Origin of the sequence: Bradyrhizobium sp. STM 3566, from assembly GCF_045571445.1 — a bacterium.
In the GTDB taxonomy this organism is placed as follows: Bacteria; Pseudomonadota; Alphaproteobacteria; order Rhizobiales; family Xanthobacteraceae; genus Bradyrhizobium; species Bradyrhizobium vignae.
In genome coordinates this window covers 2,324,765-2,344,163 of sequence record NZ_CP120692.1, presented here as the reverse complement: position 1 = coordinate 2,344,163, position 19,399 = coordinate 2,324,765, and the positions used below count along the sequence as shown (strand labels likewise).

Genomic DNA, 19,399 nt, shown 5'->3' with positions numbered 1-19,399 from the left:
AGGAGGACGTATGGCTAAACGAGCGAAGAAACGCACAAGCAAGAAGACCGCGGCGCGCCGGCCGCGCCGGCCGCCGAAGATGCTCAGCGATCTGTTTCTGGCGACGCTGAAGGACATCTATTTCGCCGAGAACAAGATCATCAAGACCTTGCCCAAAATGGCGAAGGCAGCGCAGTCGAAAGAGCTGGTGGCCGCCTTCGACAAGCATCTGCGCGAGACCCAGGGGCAGGTCAAGCGGCTGGATCAGATCTTCAAGATGCTGGACAAGCCTGCACGCGGCAAGCCCTGCGAGGCCATCAACGGCATTGCCGACGAGGGCGCCGAGATCATGAAGGAGTTCAAGGGAGCGCCGGCGCTCGATGCGGGACTGCTCGCGGCCGCCCAGGCGGTCGAGCATTACGAGATCTCCCGCTACGGCACGCTGCGCACCTGGGCCGAGGAGCTCGGCATGCAGGAGGCAGCAAGGCTGCTCCAGGAGACGCTGGACGAGGAAGAGGCGACCGATCGCACCCTGACGGAGCTCGCCACCTCCGTGATCAATCTTGAAGCGGAAGAAGAGTACCGCGCTGCGGCCTGACCCGCGCCCCTGGCAATGACGGAACGTCGCGGCCCATGCCGCGGCGTTCGCTTGTTTTGATCGCACGGCGGCGCATGGCACACCGGCGCCACCGCACTGGATTTCCCGGGAACCAGCCCCATATGCAGGCTTTCCCACCCCGAGCCCGCATCATGCAACCCAAAAATCCTCTCGACTGGATGCTCTCCGAAGCCCTGGACTCGCTGACCCGCGCCGATCGGCTGCGTCAGCAGTTCGGCCGCCAGGAAGCCTGCTGGGAGCCGCCGATCGACGTGCTCGAGACCGAGCGTGAGCTCCTGATCCTGGTCGCGCTTCCCGGCGTCAATCCGGACAATGTCGAGACCGTCATCCATGACGGCGTTCTCATCATCTCCGGTCAGCGCACCCTCCCGCCGGAGCTTCGCAACGCCCGCATCCACCGGCTCGAGCTGCCGCAGGGCCGCTTCGAGCGGCGCATCGCGCTGCCCCTTGGCCGCTACGCCATCAGCCGCTTCGTGATGGACGGCTGCGTCGCACTGCGCCTCGCCAAATCCTGAGGTCGATCATGGCCACCGAACAGATGAACAACGAACAGACCAATAACGACGTGAAGATCCCCGACGACGCGCTGATCATCGTCCCCGTGCGCGAGATGGTGCTGTTCCCCGGCGCCATCGCGCCGATCACGATCGGCCGGGCGAAGTCCATCGCCGCCGCGCAGCAGGCGCTGCGCGAACAGCGGCCGATCGGCATTGTCCTGCAACGCAGCCCCGAGACCAATGACCCCGGGGCGGACGACCTCTATCGGGTCGCGACCATCGCCAACATCGTGCGGTACATCACCGCGCCCGACGGTACCCACCACATCGTCTGCCAGGGCGTGCAGCGCGCGCGCATCCTCGACTTCCTGCCGGGGACGCCGTTCCCGGCCGCGCGTTTCCAGCAGATCCCCGAGCCGACCACGACCTCGCCCGAGATCGAGGCGCGCGCGCTGAACCTGCAGCGCCAGGCCATCGAGGCGATCGAGCTGTTGCCGCAGGCGCCGCCCGAGCTGGCGGCGATGTTCCAAGGCACCAGCGCGCCCGGCGCGCTGGCGGATCTCGCAACCTCGTTCATGGACATCAAGCCGCAGGACAAGCAGGAGGTGCTGGAGACCATCGACCTCGCTCTGCGCGTCGAGAAGGTCTCGAAGCACCTGGCCGAGCGGCTGGAAGTGCTGCGCATCAGCAAGGAGATCGGCCAGCAGACCCGCGCCAGCTTCGACGAGCGGCAGCGCGAGGCGATCCTGCGCGAGCAGATGGCGACCATCCAGCGCCAGCTCGGCGAAGGCGACGGCAAGGCGGCGGAGGTCACCGAGCTGACGGCTGCGATCGCCAAGGCCAAGATGCCGCCGGAGGCGGAGGCGCATGCCAAGAAGGAGCTGCGCCGCTACGAGCGCATGCCGGAAGCCGCCGGCGAAGCCGGCATGGTCCGCACCTATCTGGACTGGCTGATCGAATTGCCCTGGGCGCTGCCCGAGGAGAAGCCGATCGACATCAAGGAGGCGCGCGCCATCCTGGATGCCGACCATTTTGGCCTGGAGAAGATCAAGAGCCGGATCATCGAATATCTGGCGGTGCGCAAGCTCGCCCCGCAGGGCAAGGCCCCGATCCTGTGCTTCGTCGGCCCGCCCGGCGTCGGCAAGACCTCGCTCGGCCAGTCCATCGCGCGCGCGATGGGGCGCCCGTTCGTGCGCGTCAGCCTCGGCGGCGTGCATGATGAGGCCGAGATCCGCGGCCATCGGCGCACCTATATCGGCGCGCTGCCCGGCAACATCATCCAGGGCATCAAGAAGGCGGGTGCCCGGAACTGCGTCATGATGCTGGACGAGATCGACAAGATGGGCCGTGGCGTGCAGGGCGATCCCTCTGCCGCCATGCTGGAGGTGCTCGACCCCGAGCAGAACGGGACGTTCCGGGACAATTACCTCGGCGTGCCCTTCGACCTGTCGCGCGTGGTGTTCATCGCGACCGCGAACATGCTGGACCAGATCCCGGGTCCGCTCTTGGACCGCATGGAGCTGATCAGCCTCGCCGGCTACACCGAGGACGAGAAGCTGGAGATCGCGCGGCGCTATCTGGTGCGGCGGCAGCTCGAGGCCAATGGCCTGACCGCCGAGCAGGCCGAGATCGAGCCGGAGGCGCTGAAGCTGATCGTCAAGGGCTACACCCGCGAGGCCGGCGTGCGTAACCTCGAGCGCGAGATCGGCAAGGTGTTCCGCCATGCCGCGGTGCAGGTCGCCGAAGGCACTGCCACGAAGGTCGTGGTGACGCCGAAGGACATCGCCACCGTCCTCGGGCAGCCGCGCTTCGAAGGCGAGATCGCACTGCGCACCAGCGTTCCCGGGGTCGCCACCGGCCTTGCCTGGACGCCGGTCGGCGGCGACATCCTGTTCATCGAGGCAACGCGCGTGCCCGGCAAGGGCGGTCTGATCCTGACCGGTCAGCTCGGCGACGTCATGCGCGAGAGCGTGCAGGCTGCGATGACGCTGGTGAAGAGCAAAGCCACGCAGCTCGGCATCGATCCGCAAGCGTTCGAGAAGAGCGACATCCACGTTCACGTCCCCGCGGGCGCGACCCCGAAGGACGGGCCGAGCGCGGGCGTCGCGATGTTCACGGCGCTGACCTCCCTGCTCACCAATCGCACGGTGCGCAGCGACACCGCCATGACCGGCGAGATCTCGCTGCGCGGCCTGGTGCTGCCCGTCGGCGGCATCAAGGAGAAGGTGGTGGCTGCGGCGGCTGCCGGCTTGAAGCGGGTGATGCTGCCGGCGCGCAACAAGCGGGACTATGACGACATCCCGAAGAGCGCGCGGGACGAGCTCGAATTCATCTGGCTGGAGCGCGTCGACGAGGCGATCGCCTCGGCGCTCGAGCCGGCTGAAGCCAAGATCGAAGCGGCGGAGTGAAGGCGATGAAGAAACTGCTGGAGAAAGCGAAGAGATCGCGGAGGACGCAGCGGCTGCGCCAGTTGCTCGATCGCGCGATCGACCGGGTTCGCGACACGCTCGCGGCGCCTGAGCCGCGGCTTCAGCCGGTCCCGGTCCGCGTGAAGCGCCGCAAGGGTTGAGCCCTCCGTCTCAGGCCCTCGCGGCTGCCCCAAACAAAAGGCTCCCTCCTTCGAGGGAGCCTTTGCGTTGTCAGGACACGGCGTCCTTGGCGGCCTTGACCGGGCGGGCGCGGACGATCTTCCGGGCCGGCTTGGCCTTGAACATCATCTCTTCACCCGTGAACGGGTTGGTGCCCTTGCGCGCCTTGGTCGCGGGCTTCTTGATGACCACGAACTTGGCGAAGCCCGGCACCAGGAACAGGCCGTTCTTCTTGAGCTCCTTGTGGCCGACGTCGGTCAGCGTCTCCATGACGTTCTTGACGTCACGCTTGGAAAGCTCGGTGGCGGTCGCAATCTTCTCGATCAACTGCGATTTGGACATTTGGGTTGGCATCGTGTCTCCTCTGATTCGTTGCCGGTTGCATATTAGACCAACCGTTGAAGGCCTATAGCCTTCTGCACAGTTTTGTCGCGATTTTACGGGCTTTTCTGGCCCCCTGTGGCAAAAAACCCTGCTTTTTAGCGACTTTCGGAGCGAAAGAAGCCTCGGGCAGCGGTTTTTGCCTTGTTTCAAAGGCCCGCACGCCATCTTGCTAAAGCTGATTCGCTGCTTTCGACAAGCGACGACCGGCTCCTTTGGACAGGGAGGGGGCCGTTTCACCCTGGAAAACAAGGGTTGGATCGCACCGCAGCTGCAACCTCTCCCCGCAAGCGGGAAGAGGTGAGGACGAGCTAGACGCGCTCGATGATGATGGCCGGCGCCATGCCGCCGGCGGCGCACATGGTGACGAGACCACGCTTCAGGTCGCGCCGTTCGAGCTCGTCGAGCACGGTGCCGATCAGGATCGAGCCGGTGGCGCCGATGGGATGGCCAAGCGCGATCGAGCCGCCATTGACGTTGACCTTGGCGCGGTCGAGCTTGAGATCTCGGATATATTTTTCCGCCACCACCGCAAAGGCCTCGTTGATCTCGAACAGGTCGATGTCATCGATGGTGAGACCCGCCTTCGCCAGCACCTTGCGCGTCGCCGGGACCGGCGCGTTCAGCATCAAGGTCGGCGAATCCCCCATGTTGGCCATCGCGACCACGCGAGCGCGCGGCTTCAGGCCATGCGCCCTGGCGTAAGCGGGCGAGGCCAGCAGGATCGCGGCGGCGCCGTCGACGACGCCGGACGAGTTGCCGGCGTGATGCACGAAGTCGATCTTCAGGTCGGGGTATTTCTGCAGGATCAGGCCGCGATAAGTCGTGCCCTTGTCGTCGAGCGCGTAGTCGGCGATGGCCGGAAACGCCGGCTTCAGGCTGCTGAGGCCTTCCATCGTGGTTTGCGGCCGCGGATACTCCTCGTGATCGAGCGCGAGGCTGCCGTCCTCGCGGTGGACCGGCACGAGGCTCTTCTTGAAGTGGCCGTTCGCGATCGCATGCGCCGCGCGCTTCTGGCTCTCCAGCCCGAGCGCGTCGACGTCCTGCCGGGTGATGCCTTCCAGCGTCGCGATCGCGTCGGCGCAGACGCCCTGATGCGACTGCGGATGCTTGGCCCGCAGGCGCAGATTGCCGCCGTCCATCATCATCGGACCGCCGCCGCGGCGTCCCTCCATCGACATCATCTCGCAACCGCCGGCGATGACGAGGTCTTCGGCGCCCGCCATGATCGAGCTTGCGGCCATGTTGACGCTGGTGATGCCGCTGCCGCAGAAGCGGTCGAGCGTCACCGCGCTGGCGCGCACGTCGTGGCCGGCATCGAGCGCCGACATGCGGCCGAGATCGCCGCTTTGCGTTGCGACCTGCGCGCTGCAGCCCCAGACGATGTCGTCGACATCGGCGGTGTCGATGCCGGTGCGATCGGCGAGCGCGCGCAGCACGGTTGCCCCGAGCTGCTGCGGATGAATGCCCGAGAGGGCTCCCTTGCCGGCCTTGCCGATGCCCCGCGGGGTCCGGCAGGCATCGATGATCAGTGCGTCAGGCATGGGCGTCCTCCTCTTGTTATGAGCGTTGCGGGCGGTTTTGAATCAGGGGGACAGGCGAGTCAATGCGCAGCGCCTCCTTCGCCTCTCCCCGCAAGCGGGAGGGGCGACGGCAATCATACCCCCGCCGCGTTGTTCGCGATCACGTTGCGGTAGAAGCTGGCGCTGAGCTTTGGCGTGCGGACCTGGGTGTCGAAATTGACGTGGTACAGCCCAAAACGCTTGTTGAGGCCATACACCCACTCGAAATTGTCCATCAGGCTCCAGAGAAAATAGCCGCGCACCGGCACGCCCTCACTTGTGGCACGCTGGAGCTGGGCGAGATAGTTGCGCAAATACATGATGCGGTCGGTGTCGTAGATCCTGCCGTCGGGTCTCACCATGTCGTCGCCGGATGCTCCGTTCTCGCTGATATAGATCGCATCCGTCTTCCAGATCTTTGCCGCCAGCTTCGGCACCCAGTAGATCGTCTCGGGCCCGACACGCAGCCAGTCCGAATTCATGTGCGGGAACGATTTCGGGATCGGCAGCGGCATGAAGCCCGCGCCCTGGTCGGAGGCCACCACATAGTTCTGCGGCGCGTAGATGTTGAGGCCGAGGAAATCGATCGGCGAGGAAATGATCTTGAGCTCCGCATCGGTGAATTTCGGCGCGTTGGGCCCGGCATATTTCAGGAAGGCGTCGGTATAGCCGCCGGTCATGATGACGTTGAGATAGCCGGCATTCATCTCGCGCAGCGCGATCTCCGCGGCGCGAACGTTTTCCGGGGTGTCGATCGCGGGCGCGCAGGCGTCGATGTTCTCGGCCGGCCCCACCCTGGTGCCGCGGCCGCCATGGGCGCGCACCGCCTGCACCGCGAGCCCATGCGCCAGCGCGCTGTTGTGCCTGATCTGGTTGACCTCGGCCTGCGGCAGCGTCAGGCCCGGCGCGTCGATGCCGATGCCGTAGCCGAAATAGACGAAGCGGCCGCTCTCGTTCAACGTGAACACGTTTTTGACGCGGTCGGTCAGATGCTCGGCGACATAGGCCGCATAGTCACCGAAGATCTTGCAGGTCTCCGTCGAACGCCAACCGCCGAAGCGATCCTCAAGCGATTGCGGCAGGTCCCAATGATAGAGCGTCAGCCACGGCTCGATGCCGTTCTTCAGGAGTTCGTCGACGAGACGATTGTAGAAGTCGAGCCCCTTCGGGTTGGGCTTGCCGTCGCCGTCCGGAAACACCCGCGGCCAGGCCACCGAGAAGCGATAGGCCCTGCAGCCGAGTTCCTTGACGAGCGCGATGTCCTCCTTGTAGCGGTGATAGTGCTCATTGGCGCGGTCGCCGGTGGTGCCGTCCTCGATCTTGCCGGGAATGCGCACGAACTTGTCCCAGATCGACGCCCCTCGCCCGTCCTCGTTGACCGCGCCCTCCACCTGATAGGACGAGGTCGCGGTGCCCCAGACAAAGCCCGCCGGAAAGCCGCCTCCATTGCGCGGCGGGGCTGCCGGCTTGGCTTCGGCAGCCTCGAGCGCACCAGCCATCGCAGCTGCGGACAACCCCGCGATTTTCGCAAGCTGGCGACGCGAGACCTTGTCCGACATTGATGCTGCCTCCGAAACGATCGTTGCGGCGGCACAATGGCGGGTCGCGGACCATTTGAGAAGCGGCCTTTGGGGATGCCGCATGCAGAATTGCGGGACCCGAGGGCGCGACATATGCGAGCGGCCCCCAGGGGAGTACCGGCCTCGCGCTCAGCGCGAGCGCTTCGGCAATTTCGGCAGCTTGCGGGGATTGAACGCTGGCACCGGCTCGGTTCGCTCACGTGCCGGCGGCTGCTGTTCCGTCAGAATGAGCGTGCCATGGAGGATCATTCCCGGCACCTGTTGTGCCGTCGCGGTGTAGCTCGCGATCTTGCCGGGGCAGTACCCTTCGATGTCGAGCGTGAGCTCATCTTCAACGCCGAAGACCGTTGCCCGCCCATCGGTATGACGCTTCGTCGATACGGTCGCCGTGAAGCGGTCGCCATCGACCTTGCAGACGCCGTGATAGGTCATCAGGCTGTCGCGGCCCCAAATCTGGCCGTCTGCGACATGGACGATCCCGGTACCCTGGTCGAGCGGCGTCTTGTACCACGCCGCGTAGGTGCCGTCCTTCAGCATGGGAGCAGTCTCCCCTGGTATTGCGACGCCGATAATTGGCATCTTAGCGCCAAGAAACGGTTAATGACCCGCCCCGTGCCAATCCGCTCTTTCCTTGCGCAGCTCGGCCTCGAGCTCCTCGATGATGCTGTGAAGCAGATGCGCGGCAAGCGGGTCGGTCACTTCGCGTTCCAAATGCCGGTAACGCGCGATCAGGAATTCCTGCTCTCTCAACTGGCGTTCTGTCATCAGACGGCCCTCCGACACATCGACGCGGAGAGGACCGAGCAGTTTCGTTAAACTTTTCAGATCATTTGCTATGGTTTCTGATGGGTTAAGAGGGCCGCGCGCGCTTCGCTCGCGGGGCCGGGACGATGGCTCATCATCCCTCGTTGACCGGGATGATGGGGCTGTCCACCGAGCAGGCTGAAGCCGTCAAGCAGGAGGAGCGCGGAAAAATCCCGCTCGCCCGACGCGGCGATCCCGACGAGATCGCGGATTGGATCGTGCACTTCGCGAGCCCCGCCTCTCGATGGGTAATGGGACAGGTTCTCGCAGTGGATGGCGGCCTCGGACTGATCTAGAGCGCGACGAGATCCAGATGATTCATCGTCCGCTTCAACTCGCTGTTTGAGCATGATCTCATGCTCAGCTTCCGTGCGAAGTGTTGACGCTTTCGAGCCGGTCTAGAACGTCAGCCGCATCCCCGCATAGAACGCGCGCGGCCTTGCCGGGCTCAGCGAGCGCGGATCGGCGAAGTCATTGCCGCCGTTGGTGAAGTTGGGCAAGGCCTCGCGATCGAAGAACCGTCCGTAGGTCGCGTAGCGCTTGTCGAAGACGTTGTCGACGCGGCCGTAGAGCTGGATGTTCTTCGTCACCTGATAGGAGGTGTGGAGATTGAACACCGTATAGGACGGCAGCTTCGCGAACTGGTTGGACTCGTCGCCGACGAGATATTGGCTGGAGACGAACAGCGCGTTGCCGCCGACCTTCCAGACGTCGGTCACGGCGTAGTCGATGCCGATCTTGACGCGGTGGCGGGGGATGGCCGGGAGCTGATTGCCGGGCGAGACGTGGATGTGACCGTTGGCGTCAGCAAACGGGCTGTTGGAGCCGATGGTCAGCGCGTCGAGAAAACGTGCGTCGAGGAAGGCGTAGCTCGCCTGGAACTGGAGCGTCGGCGACTTGATGCTGACCTCGGCTTCGAGCCCCTGCCGCCGCGTCCGGCCCACATTGGCGAAAAAGCCAAATCCAGTCCGGTCCGGAACAGGAACGGCAGCGATGTCGTCGTAATTGGTGGCGCGGAAGCCGCCGACCTTCCAGCCGAGGGTGCCGATGTTCAGCTCCTTGGTGCCGCGCAGGCCCGCCTCCACGGTCTTGGATACGACCTGTTTCAGTGGTGGATCGGAGACGAGAAACGCTGCGATGAGGCAAGGACGGACCGGATCGGAGCACCCGAGTTCCAGCGGCGTCGGCACGCGATTGGCCTCGGAATAGCCGGCATAGGCCGTCAGCTCCGGCGTGATCTTGTAGGTGCCGCCGATGACCGGATTGAAGCGGGTGAAGGTGTGATCACCGTTGAGATCGGTGCCGAGCTGATCCTCGAGCGTGATGCGCGCTACGTTGAAGCGGCCGCCGCCGGTGATGGCGAAAGCATCCGTGACGTTGAACGTATCCATCGCATAGAGGCCGTTATACTGGTTGATGGTCCGCAGCGAGACAGGGCCGGCAACCTCTGGCGTGCCGGTCGCTCCTAGGAACACGCCGCTGCCGCTGACGACGTAATTTTCTCCGATCGAGCCGATTTCGGCGGTCGCGTCGTAGCGCGTGACGCTGGCATCATAGCTCGCGCCCATCACGAAGCGGTTGTCGTGCCCCAACAGTTGATCGGTGTTGGTGGCCTGCCCCGACACGCCGAAGCTGGTCGACCGTATCGAGCTGCGGTCGATCTCGCCGAGGATCGTTCCCGGCGCAAAGGGATTGGCGAGCTGCACGCCGTTCGTGCCGTTCGCGGGCGTGGTATCATTGCCGAAGCAGAGCAGCGTTGGATCCGCACCGCATTCCTGCACGTCGGTCGGATTGCCGTCGACCAGCTTCTGCTCGTATCTGCGCAGATGCGCAGTGCCTTCCAGCGTCCAGGTCGGCGTCGCATCGACCTTTCCGGTGAAATTGAAATAACCGACGCGGTTGCTCGTGGTCTGCGGCGTCGTGTAGGTCGCGCCCCAATATTTGTCGAGAAGCTCGGCCGGTACGGTAGCGCTGGCACCGAAATCGTTCTTGGCCACGCCCATATTGGCGTGGAATTCGCTGTCGCCGGCCTTGTAGGCGACATCGCCGTAGAAGCGCCGCACCGTCGATTGGGAAAAATTGCGGAAGCCGTCGTCGCGCAGTCCTTCGAGCGCGGCATAGACGCCGTAGTTCTTGTCGACCTGCTTGCCCCATTGCGCCGAGCCCTGGATGCGGCCGAACGAGCCGCCCATCACGTCGAGCTCCGCGCCCTGATAGGTGAAGCCGTCCTTCATTTGCAGGTTGAGGGCGCCGCCGAGCGCGTTGAGGCCGAAGGCCGGGTTGTTGGTCACCAGCGTCACCGACCTGATCGCGGCGGTGGGGATCAGGTCCCAATTGACGGCGTCCGAGAAGGCTTCGTTGATGCGGACGCCGTTCTGGTACACGGCAAGGCCCTGCGGCGTGCCCGTCACGGGCGATGCGACGAAACCGCGGAATTCGACATTCGGCTGGAACGGATTGCCAGTAACTTCGCTGATGTTGACGCCGGCGATGTTGTCGCGCAGGGCATCTGTGACGTTCAGCGAACCGGTACGCTTGATCTGATTGGCATCGACCGCGTTGATCGCCGATGCGACCTTGTCGACATCGAGACCCCTGCCCGTACCCGGCGAGGTCGGATAGACGTAGATACGTGTCCTCGGGCTGGCGGACGACGGCGCCCCGACGCGCGCGACCGGTCGCGGCGCCGCGGTACGCCTCGCTGGCGAAGGAGGCGGCGCAGTGACCTCGACCGGCGGCAGGTTCTGGACATTGGTCTCTTCATCCTGCGCGGCCTCGGCGGGACCGGCGAGAACCAGCCCGGCCGAAACCGAAGCGACCAACAAACGACGCTTGAACCGAAGACGCTCGCCCATCCTGCCTTCCCAACCCGTCACCATCGGCCGATTTGATTTTCCCCGTTTGGTCGAGAGGAGTGTAATCGGGGGCCGTTCGCGCGCCAGCCATAAAAGGTCGGGCAATATCCGCACCCGTTTTCCCGACCAAATCGGGAATTTTTCCCGATCGCTTCGGGCGCGGTCAGGGGGATGCCGTCGGAATCAGCGCCTCGACGGTCAGGCCCCCGTCACCGGAGACGACGTTGAGCGTGCCGCCTAGCGCCAGGATCCGCTCGCGCATCCCGACGAGGCCGAAGCCGAGCTTCTGGCCCGGCTCCATGCCGCGGCCATTGTCGCTGACCCGCACCCGGGCGCAGCCGCGGCCATCGTCCGATGCCTGTGCCACCGGCTCGATGACGACATTGACCGAGGTCGCGCCGGCGTGGCGGAATACATTGGTGAGCGCCTCCTGCACGATGCGATAGATGGTGAGATCGGCGGTCTCACCGGTTGCGCCCAGCGCCGGCGAGATCACGGTCTCGATCGCGACGTCGGGGTGCGACTCCCGCCACAGCCGCGACAGCGATTCCAGCGCCTGGCGCAGGCCGAGCTCGGCAAGGCCCACGGGCCGAAGGCGCTCCAGCACGCGGCGATTGAACTGCTGGAGTGCATTGATCTGCTCCAGCATGGCGCTGCCATGTTTTCGCACGGCATCCGCACTCGGCGCGCGTCCGTCCGCCTGCTTCGCCAGCGCGCTCGCATGTGCGCGCAGCGAGAACAAGTAAGGCCCGAACTCGTCATGGAGCTCGCGTGCGATCTCCTTGCGCTCGATGTCCTGAAGCGACACCGCACGCTCGGCAAGGCGCCGCTTGTCCTCGACCGCCTCATGAAGCGTCGCGGCAAGGTGGTTGAGCTTGGTGCAGATCGCGCCGAGTTCCGGCGCGCCGCCCGGCGCGACACGGGCCTCGTAATGTCCGCCTTCGAGCTTCCCCATTGCCTCCGCCAGCGACTGCAGCGGTGCCAGCGCCCGGCCGACCACTGTCATCATCAGGAAAAACAGCGCGAGCGCGATCACCGAGCCAACCTCGAGCTGGGTCACGATGCCGTCCCAGATCTCCGCGATCTCGTCATCGGGATGCGCGGTGATCACGAGCGAGCCGGGCTTGCCATGGATCGAGACGGGCACGCTGACCGCGGCCTGCTCGGGATGAACCAGGCTGACGAACCAGGCCGGCGGACCGCGCGTGTCGGCATCGGGCCGCGGCGGAGTCAGCGGGTTCCCGCCGGAATCGTGAAGCGCGATGCTGACATGGCGCAGGCGGCTGAGATCGCGCGCGATCTGGTTCAGCTTCGCATCGGGGTCGGGCGCCTCGTTCAGGTCCGCCACGATCATCTCGATGAACTCGCGCGCAAGGCGGATCACGCTCTGGTCCTCGGCCTGCACGCGGGGACCTGCTTCCGCGACCTGGCGGCCGATATTGACGGCGAGCCCCAGCGCCAGCAGCAGCGCCAGCAAGAGGTTGATGCGTCCGCGCAAGGATAGATTTTGCCACATTGGTATCGCCTGTGCCTCGCGAAGAATGCCCGCGCCTGTCCGATGACGTTGACAGAGACGAAGCGCCCGATATCTAATCGGAAGCGTACAGCAATCCCGGCCTGGTTGCATGAGGCCACATGAGACACGCGCGTCTCACCTGGTAATCTCATGCGGCGCAGAACAGGCCATCCTATCAGGGGAACGGGCTGTCGCGAGGAACGCCCTATGCGCATTCTGATCGTCGACGATCATCCCATCGTCGCCTCCGGCTGCCGTGCCGTGTTGGCCGACGAAGGCGAGATCGAGATCTTGGAGGCGGCCGACGCCGAAGACGGCGAGAGCGTCTTCATCGTCGAACGCCCCGACCTCTGCATCATCGACATCAACCTGCCGACCGTCTCCGGCTTCGAGCTCGCGCGCCGCATCCTCGAGCGCGCGCCTGAGGCCCGCATCATCATGTTCAGCATGAACGACGACCCCGCCTTCGCCGCGCGCGCGATCGAGTGCGGCGCAAAGGGGTATGTCTCCAAGACCGGCGATCCCGACGATCTCGTCGAGGCGATCCGCGCCGTCGGGGGCGGCGGGACTTACCTTCCGACCGCGATCGCGCGCAGCATCGCCTTTGCCGGACCCGCGCTGGCGCAAAGCCCGCTGTCGAAGCTGAACGCGCGCGAGATGGAAATCTTGCGGTTGCTGAGTGCCGGAAAGAGCCTGTCGGAGATCGCCTGGCTGGTGCAGTCGTCCTACAAGACGGTGGCCAATACCTCGTCCATCATGCGCCAGAAGCTCGGGGTGAAGACTTCGGTCGAGCTGGTGCGGCTGGCGATCGACAGCGGCGTCGCCTGACGACACGAGCCGCCACGAATTCGGTCACACAAGAGTTGCAATCTTGATGTGGTGAGATGCCACGGAGTTTTCAGGCATGACGATCCAGACTGTCTCGACCAATAAATCCTATGGCGGCGTACAGGGCGTGTATCGCCATGCGAGCCAGGCGACCGGAACCGACATGGTGTTCTCGGTCTATGTCCCGCCGCATGCCGATGGCGCCAAGTTGCCCGTGGTCTGGTACCTCTCCGGGCTCACCTGCACGCATGCCAACGTCACCGAGAAGGGCGAATTCCGCAAAGCCTGCGCCGAGCTCGGCCTGATCTTCGTCGCGCCCGACACCTCACCGCGCGGGCCCGACGTGCCGGGCGATGCCAACAACGCCTATGATTTTGGTCTCGGCGCCGGCTTCTATGTCGACGCCACCCAGGAGCCTTTCGCGCGTAACTATCGCATGTGGAGCTACGTGACGGACGAATTGCCCAAGCTGGTGGCGGAGAATTTTCCGGTCGATGCCAAGCGGCAATCGGTGATGGGGCACTCGATGGGCGGCCACGGCGCGCTGACCGTGGCACTGCGCAACCCGCATCGCTACCGCGCGGCCAGCGCGTTCGCGCCGATCGTGGCGCCCTCGCTCGTGCCGTGGGGCATCAAGGCGCTGACCGGCTATCTCGGGCCGAACAAGGACGCCTGGCGCAATCACGACACCGTGGCGCTGGTCGAGGACGGCGCGAAATTCTCCGGCTTCCTGGTCGACGTCGGCGAGGCCGACAATTTCCTGAAGGAACAGCTCAAGCCGGAGCTGCTCGAAGCCGCCTGCGCAAAGGCGGGCATCCCGCTGACGCTGCGGCGGCAGGCCGGCTACGACCACAGCTATTATTTCATCTCGACCTTCATGAGCGATCACCTGCACTGGCACGCGGCAAGATTGACGGCGTGATTCTCTTCTTCCTCGCCCCGCTTGCGGGGAGAGGCGAAGACCTCACGGCTTGCCGTAGTTCGGCGCCAGCAAGCGGTTGCGGATGAGATAGCTCATCGTGCGTGACCAGGATTCATCGGTGTTGCCGCGCATGTCGGCGCTGGCGGCCGTGATCATGTTGCCGGTCTTCACGTCGCGCAAATAGACGTTGAGATTGATGATCAGGTTCGAGACTTTTTGCACGAGGCCGGTGATTTCCAAATCGGCGCCGAGCTGCCCGGCGAGCTTGAGGTCGCAGCCGCCGCAGGCCTGCAAGTTCGCGTGACGGGCGGCATCCCGTACCGGGGCGATGTCGAGTACCTGGAACCGGCCCGAATCTGCCAATTCCTTGCGCAGCTGCTCGCTGATGCGCTCGAGCCGCCCCTGCTCGGGCTTGGAGCCGTAGAACTCGCCGGGCAGGCTGGTGTCGATCAGCTCGAAATCGAACACCGCGAGTTTCGGCGGATCGGCGAGCGCGGCCGAGCCCATCCACAACAGAGCGGCGAGACATATCAATGCTCGCATGATCTTGATTCCCGGCCTCGCGCGCGCGGAGACGAAATGCGGGGTTGCATGCCCTGACAAATTGGTCATGCTTGAAGCAGAGACAATTCTTCACCGGCGGTCAAGCCGGGGAGATCGTCTGGAGGAAACATGATCCGATGGTTGGCCGGCCTGATCGGCTTTGGTCTTGCCGCGACGAGCGCGCTCGCGGCCGAGCCCGTCACGATCGGCGTCGGCTATCTCGGGGTCGCCGCTGCCCGATCGACGCTGTCGCTGGTCGAGCAGCCCGCGGAGAATGACGGCGTCGCCGGCGCGCGCCTCGCCATCGAGGACAACAACACCACCGGAAAATTCACAGACCAGCGGTTTACGCTGGAGGAACGCCGCATCAAGGAAGGTGAGGACGCGGTACAGGCAGCGACCGCGCTTGCCGAGAAAAACGGCTTCATCATCGCCGACCTGCCGGCCGATGCGCTGCTGAAGGTCTCGGATGCCCTGCGCGAGCGCGGCACGCTGCTGTTCAACGTCGGCGCGATCGACGAACGGCTGCGCGAGACCGATTGCCGCGCCAACGTCATCCATACCGCCCCGACCCGCGCAATGCTGGCGGATGCGCTCGGCCAATACCTGGTGTGGAAGAAGTGGTCGCGCTGGCTGCTGGTGGTCGGCTCCCATGACGAGGACAAGCTATTCGCCGATGCGCTGAGGCGCACCGCGACGCGGTTCGGCGCCAAGATCGTGCAGGAGCGCACGTTCGAAGATAAGGGCGGCGCTCGCCGCACCGACTCGGGCGTCACGCTGATCCAGCGCCAGATGCCGGTGTTCACGCAGCAGGCGCCGGCCTATGACGTGCTGGTCGTCGCCGACGAGAGCGAGGTATTCGGTGCGTACCTGCCCTATCGCACCTGGGATCCGCGCCCGGTCGCGGGCTCGGCCGGCCTGGTGCCGCGCAGCTGGGACGCATCTCAGGACCAGTGGGGCGCGATCCAGATGCAGAACCGCTTCATCAAGCTGAACTCGCGGCGCATGACCGCGCTCGACATGCAGGCCTGGACCGCGGTGCGCATGATCGGCGAAGCCACCTCGCGCACCAATTCCGGCGACGTGAAGAAGGTGGCCGACTTCATCAAGGGCCCGGATTTCTCCGTCGCGGCCTTCAAGGGCACGCGGCTGACGCTGCGCGACTGGAATCTGCAGCTGCGCCAGCCCATCCTGCTGGTGGACGGCCGCATGGTCGTGTCGGTGTCGCCGCAGGAAGGATTCTTGCATCAGGTCTCCGAGCTCGACACGCTCGGCTACGATCGTCCGGAGAGCAAATGCAAGTTGAAGTGAGCGATTTGAGATGAGTTCGAGCTGGCACCGCGACGACGCTGCGCCCCCTCCCCCGCCTGCGGTGAAACAAGCCCGCGAGCAGTTTCAACGAATCGAAGAGCACGGTCCCTTGCATACGCAGATATTGCGCCTATCACTGTTCGCTGCACTGGCACTGGCCGTGGCACCTGCACATGCGTTCATCGCCTATGTGTCGAACGAGAAGAGCAACACAGTGTCGGTGATCGATACCGACAGCTGGACCGTGACCAAGACCATCAAGGTCGGCCAGCGTCCGCGCGGCATCGAGTTCACGCGTGACGGCAAGTTCGTGATGGTGGCGGTCGGCGACGACGACACCATCCAGCTGATCGACGCCAAGACGCAAAGCGTGGTCGACAGTCTGCCCTCCGGGCCCGACCCCGAATTGTTCGCGCAAGATGCCGCCGGCAAGATCCTCTATGTCGCCAACGAGAACGACAACACGGTCACCGTGATCGACCTCGAGAAGCGCGCGCGCCTCGGCGACATCCAGGTCGGCGTCGAACCCGAGGGCATGACCATCAGCCCGGACGGCAAGACGCTGATCAACACGTCCGAAACCACCAACATGGCGCATTTCATCGATACCAGCTCGCGCCAGATCGTCGCCAACGTGCTGGTCGATGCGCGGCCGCGCTTTGCTGAGTTCAAGCACGACAGCTCGGAGCTCTGGGTGTCCTCGGAGATCGGCGGCACCGTCTCTATCATCGACCCCAGGAAGCACGAGGTGATCGGCAAGGTCACGTTCGAGATTCCGGGCCTGCGGAAAGAAGCGATCCAGCCGGTCGGCATCGGCATGACCAAGGACGACAAGACCGCTTTCATCGCGCTCGGCCCTGCCAACCGCATCGCCGTGGTCGACGTCGCGACGCGCAAGGTGACGAAATATCTCCTGGTCGGGCAGCGGGTCTGGCACATGGCGTTCACGCCCGATGAGAAATATCTGCTCACCACCAACGGCGTATCGAACGACGTGTCCGTGATCGACGTCGCCGCGCAAAAGGTGATCAAGACCATTCAGGTGGGCGAACTGCCCTGGGGGATCACGATCGCGCCATGACCAGCCCTGTCCCCATCACTGAGCCACGCGAGGCGCCAGGATCGCATCCGGCCACCGTGCCTGCACTGTCGATCGACGGCATCAGCCATTCTTACGGCCCGCGGCGCGCGTTGATGGAGGTGTCTTTCAATGTGCAGCCCGCAAGCTTCACCGCGCTGCTCGGGCTCAACGGTGCCGGCAAGAGCACGCTGTTCTCGCTGATCACGCGCCTGTTCGGCATCCAGTCCGGCCGTGTTTCCATCTTCGGCCATGACATCAGCAAGAGCCCCGGCGAGGCGCTGCGGCTGCTCGGGGTCGTGTTCCAGCCGCGCACGCTCGATCTCGATCTGTCGCTGACGCAGAACCTGCTCTATCACGCCGCGCTGCACGGCATCAGCCGCCGCGAGGCCGCCGCGCGCAGTGCCGAGCTGCTTGGCCGCATCGGCCTTTCCGAGCGCGCAGGCAGCAAGGTGCGCGACCTCTCGGGCGGGCAGATGCGGCGGCTGGAGATCGCCCGCGCGCTATTGCACCGGCCGCGGCTGCTGTTGCTCGACGAGCCGACCGTCGGCCTCGACGTCAAGGCGCGCGCCGACATCATCAGCCATGTCCGCCAGCTCGTGACCGAGCAAGGCATCGGCGTGCTCTGGGCCACGCATCTGTTCGACGAGATCCTGCCCGGTGACGATCTCGTGGTGCTGCACCAGGGCAAGGTGCTGGCACAGGGGCCGATGAGCCGCGTCATCGCAGAGGCCGGCGCTCAGGACGTCAACACCGCCTTCATGCGTCTGACCGGCACGCAAACGATGCCGGGAGGTGGCGCATGAGCAGCATCACCACGCGCGAGACGCCGCGCGGCTTCTCTGGCGCCGAGTACCTGACCTGCCTCATCGGCATCGTCTGGCGCGAGGGATTGCGCTTCCTGCATCAGCGCGAGCGCTTCGTCTCGGCGCTGGTGCGACCACTGGTGTGGCTGTTCATCTTCGCCGCCGGCTTCCGCCAGGTGCTAGGCATCTCCATCATCCCGCCCTACGAGAGCTACATCCTCTACGAGGTCTACATCGCGCCCGGGCTGATGGCGATGATCCAGCTCTTCAACGGCATGCAGTCCTCGCTGTCGATGGTCTATGACCGCGAGATGGGCAATATGCGCACGCTGCTGGTGAGCCCGCTGCCGCGCGGGTTCCTGTTGTTCTGCAAGCTGCTTGCGGGGACCGCCGTGTCGCTGCTCCAGGTCTACGCGTTCCTCTTCATCGCCTGGTTCTGGGACATCACCCCGCCGCCATCGGGCTATCTCACCGTGCTGCCGGCGCTGATCCTGTCGGGGTTGATGCTGGGCTCGCTCGGCATGCTGATCTCCTCCGGCATCAAGCAGCTGGAAAACTTCGCCGGCGTGATGAACTTCGTGATCTTCCCGATGTTCTTCGCTTCCTCCGCGCTCTACCCGCTCTGGCGGGTGCAGGAGGGCAGCCCCTATCTCTACTATGTCTGCGAGGCCAATCCGTTCACCCATGCGGTCGAGCTGATCCGCTTCGCACTTTATGGCCAGATCAACTGGATCTCGCTGGCGGTAGTCGCAATCTGCACAATCGTCTTCATGATCGGCGCGATTTTGGCCTATGATCCCTCGCGCGGGCTGGCGCGACGCGGGCCTGCGGGAGGCGAAGGATGAAGGTTCGGGTTCTGGCGGCGGCTGTTCTGGCGTTCGCTGTTGCGAGCGCGGCGGCGCGCGCGGCCGACCCGCGCTACCCCGACTGGCCGTGCACACAGGCAAAAGTGCCGGAGATCTCGCTCGCGGCGGTCTGGGCCGGACCGCCGCTCGGCGACGCCGAGACCAAGTGGAAAGACGACGCCAAGATCAGCTCGCTGGTGGCAAAACTGTCGGCACGCAAGACGCCGCTGGAGGCAGCCGAGAAATCGGTGAAGGAATTTCTGGCGGCTTCCGGCAGCGACAAGGCGATGAACGCAAAGCTCCTGTTCGCCGGCCTGTTCGACACGCTCAACGCCCAGCGCTCGCAGGTCATGAGCGGGCTCGAACGCGTCAGCCGCAAGCAACGCGATGCCGCCGACAAGATCCGCGAGGAGACGCTCGAGCTCCAAGCGCTCCAGGGCGCCACGCCACGCGACGACGCCAAGGTCGAGGCGCTCAGCAACGAGCTGATCTGGAAGACCCGAATTTTCGAGGACCGCCACAAAGTGGTGCGCTTCGTCTGCGAAGTTCCAACCGCGATCGACCAGCGGCTGTTCGCGCTCGGACGCGTGATCCAGCAGGAAATGGAATAGCGTCGGTCGCGCCGATGGCCCGCGGCGGGTTCCCGCGATCGCCACGGGATCGTTAGCTCTTTTGCGGCGCTATC

The 19,399-nt window shown here is 64.9% G+C and carries 20 protein-coding genes; 12 read left to right on the top strand and 8 right to left on the bottom strand.

Going from position 1 to position 19,399, the window contains the following annotated elements:
* Positions 1–10 precede the first annotated feature (10 nt).
* The 4 genes from P6U27_RS11085 to P6U27_RS11070 all read left to right on the top strand — a co-directional run bounded on the left by P6U27_RS11085 (position 11) and on the right by P6U27_RS11070 (position 3,664).
* The gene (locus tag P6U27_RS11085; RefSeq protein WP_129144488.1) at positions 11–577 is read left to right on the top strand and encodes a ferritin-like domain-containing protein; all 567 of its coding nucleotides are present in this window, start codon (positions 11–13) and stop codon (positions 575–577) included.
* A gap of 152 nt (positions 578–729) precedes the next feature.
* Positions 730–1,113, top strand: a complete 384-nt coding sequence (locus P6U27_RS11080; RefSeq protein ID WP_027574581.1) for an Hsp20/alpha crystallin family protein — start codon at positions 730–732, stop codon at positions 1,111–1,113.
* An 8-nt stretch (positions 1,114–1,121) separates the two neighbouring features.
* Positions 1,122–3,503, top strand: a complete 2,382-nt coding sequence (lon, locus tag P6U27_RS11075) for an endopeptidase La (protein WP_407194046.1) — start codon at positions 1,122–1,124, stop codon at positions 3,501–3,503.
* Between the two features lie 5 nt (positions 3,504–3,508).
* The gene (locus P6U27_RS11070) at positions 3,509–3,664 is read left to right on the top strand and encodes a hypothetical protein (RefSeq protein ID WP_407194045.1); all 156 of its coding nucleotides are present in this window, start codon (positions 3,509–3,511) and stop codon (positions 3,662–3,664) included.
* Positions 3,665–3,734: 70 nt separating this feature from the next.
* Here the strand turns inward: P6U27_RS11070 and P6U27_RS11065 are convergent, their stop codons facing one another.
* The 5 genes from P6U27_RS11065 to P6U27_RS11045 all read right to left on the bottom strand — a co-directional run bounded on the left by P6U27_RS11065 (position 3,735) and on the right by P6U27_RS11045 (position 7,971).
* A complete protein-coding gene (locus tag P6U27_RS11065; RefSeq protein WP_027574583.1) occupies positions 3,735–4,037 on the bottom strand; it encodes an HU family DNA-binding protein in 303 nt (100 codons plus the stop codon).
* A 338-nt stretch (positions 4,038–4,375) separates the two neighbouring features.
* Positions 4,376–5,608 carry an acetyl-CoA C-acetyltransferase gene (locus P6U27_RS11060; protein WP_407194044.1) on the bottom strand — a complete coding sequence of 411 codons (1,233 nt, stop codon included), beginning with the start codon at positions 5,606–5,608 and terminating at the stop codon, positions 4,376–4,378.
* A gap of 113 nt (positions 5,609–5,721) precedes the next feature.
* Entirely contained in the window at positions 5,722–7,185 is a 1,464-nt protein-coding gene (locus tag P6U27_RS11055) for a GH1 family beta-glucosidase (protein WP_407194043.1), read from the bottom strand.
* Between the two features lie 150 nt (positions 7,186–7,335).
* Complete coding sequence (locus P6U27_RS11050; protein WP_407194042.1) at positions 7,336–7,743, bottom strand: hypothetical protein; 408 nt, start codon at positions 7,741–7,743, stop codon at positions 7,336–7,338.
* Between the two features lie 60 nt (positions 7,744–7,803).
* Entirely contained in the window at positions 7,804–7,971 is a 168-nt protein-coding gene (locus P6U27_RS11045) for a hypothetical protein (RefSeq protein ID WP_164937028.1), read from the bottom strand.
* A gap of 125 nt (positions 7,972–8,096) precedes the next feature.
* Here P6U27_RS11045 and P6U27_RS11040 point away from each other — a divergent pair, with 125 nt between their 5' ends.
* The gene (locus tag P6U27_RS11040; RefSeq protein ID WP_407194041.1) at positions 8,097–8,306 is read left to right on the top strand and encodes an SDR family oxidoreductase; all 210 of its coding nucleotides are present in this window, start codon (positions 8,097–8,099) and stop codon (positions 8,304–8,306) included.
* Positions 8,307–8,408: 102 nt separating this feature from the next.
* On the opposite strand, the gene P6U27_RS11035 is transcribed toward P6U27_RS11040, so the two are convergent.
* Both P6U27_RS11035 and P6U27_RS11030 read right to left on the bottom strand, forming a co-directional pair.
* Positions 8,409–10,865 carry a TonB-dependent receptor gene (locus tag P6U27_RS11035; protein ID WP_407194040.1) on the bottom strand — a complete coding sequence of 819 codons (2,457 nt, stop codon included), beginning with the start codon at positions 10,863–10,865 and terminating at the stop codon, positions 8,409–8,411.
* A 163-nt stretch (positions 10,866–11,028) separates the two neighbouring features.
* Positions 11,029–12,381, bottom strand: coding sequence for a histidine kinase (locus P6U27_RS11030; RefSeq protein ID WP_122402200.1), 1,353 nt, complete (start codon positions 12,379–12,381; stop codon positions 11,029–11,031).
* A gap of 207 nt (positions 12,382–12,588) precedes the next feature.
* Here P6U27_RS11030 and P6U27_RS11025 point away from each other — a divergent pair, with 207 nt between their 5' ends.
* Positions 12,589–13,209 (top strand): response regulator, encoded by a 621-nt coding sequence (locus P6U27_RS11025; RefSeq protein WP_407119795.1) that lies wholly within the window; start codon positions 12,589–12,591, stop codon positions 13,207–13,209.
* A gap of 76 nt (positions 13,210–13,285) precedes the next feature.
* Positions 13,286–14,131 (top strand): S-formylglutathione hydrolase, encoded by an 846-nt coding sequence (fghA, locus tag P6U27_RS11020; RefSeq protein WP_129144495.1) that lies wholly within the window; start codon positions 13,286–13,288, stop codon positions 14,129–14,131.
* 42 nt (positions 14,132–14,173) lie between these two features.
* Here fghA and P6U27_RS11015 read toward each other — a convergent pair whose 3' ends face one another.
* Positions 14,174–14,743, bottom strand: a complete 570-nt coding sequence (locus P6U27_RS11015) for a DUF3280 domain-containing protein (RefSeq protein ID WP_122402197.1) — start codon at positions 14,741–14,743, stop codon at positions 14,174–14,176.
* Positions 14,744–14,803: 60 nt separating this feature from the next.
* Here P6U27_RS11015 and P6U27_RS11010 point away from each other — a divergent pair, with 60 nt between their 5' ends.
* The 5 genes from P6U27_RS11010 (at position 14,804) to P6U27_RS10990 (ending at position 19,325) form a co-directional block, all read left to right on the top strand.
* Complete coding sequence (locus tag P6U27_RS11010) at positions 14,804–15,985, top strand: ABC transporter substrate-binding protein (RefSeq protein WP_407194039.1); 1,182 nt, start codon at positions 14,804–14,806, stop codon at positions 15,983–15,985.
* Positions 15,986–16,121: 136 nt separating this feature from the next.
* On the top strand, positions 16,122–17,066 hold the full coding sequence (locus tag P6U27_RS11005; protein WP_407194437.1) for a YVTN family beta-propeller repeat protein: 945 nt from the start codon (positions 16,122–16,124) through the stop codon (positions 17,064–17,066).
* Entirely contained in the window at positions 17,063–17,869 is an 807-nt protein-coding gene (locus P6U27_RS11000) for an ABC transporter ATP-binding protein (RefSeq protein WP_122402195.1), read from the top strand. The genes P6U27_RS11005 and P6U27_RS11000 overlap by 4 nt, the downstream gene beginning before the upstream one ends.
* Positions 17,866–18,714 (top strand): ABC transporter permease, encoded by an 849-nt coding sequence (locus tag P6U27_RS10995; protein ID WP_407194038.1) that lies wholly within the window; start codon positions 17,866–17,868, stop codon positions 18,712–18,714. Before P6U27_RS11000 ends, P6U27_RS10995 begins: the two co-directional genes overlap by 4 nt.
* Positions 18,711–19,325: a hypothetical protein gene (locus tag P6U27_RS10990; protein WP_407194037.1), complete on the top strand. Its 615-nt coding sequence runs from the start codon at positions 18,711–18,713 to the stop codon at positions 19,323–19,325. Before P6U27_RS10995 ends, P6U27_RS10990 begins: the two co-directional genes overlap by 4 nt.
* The last annotated feature ends 74 nt before the right edge of the window (positions 19,326–19,399 follow it).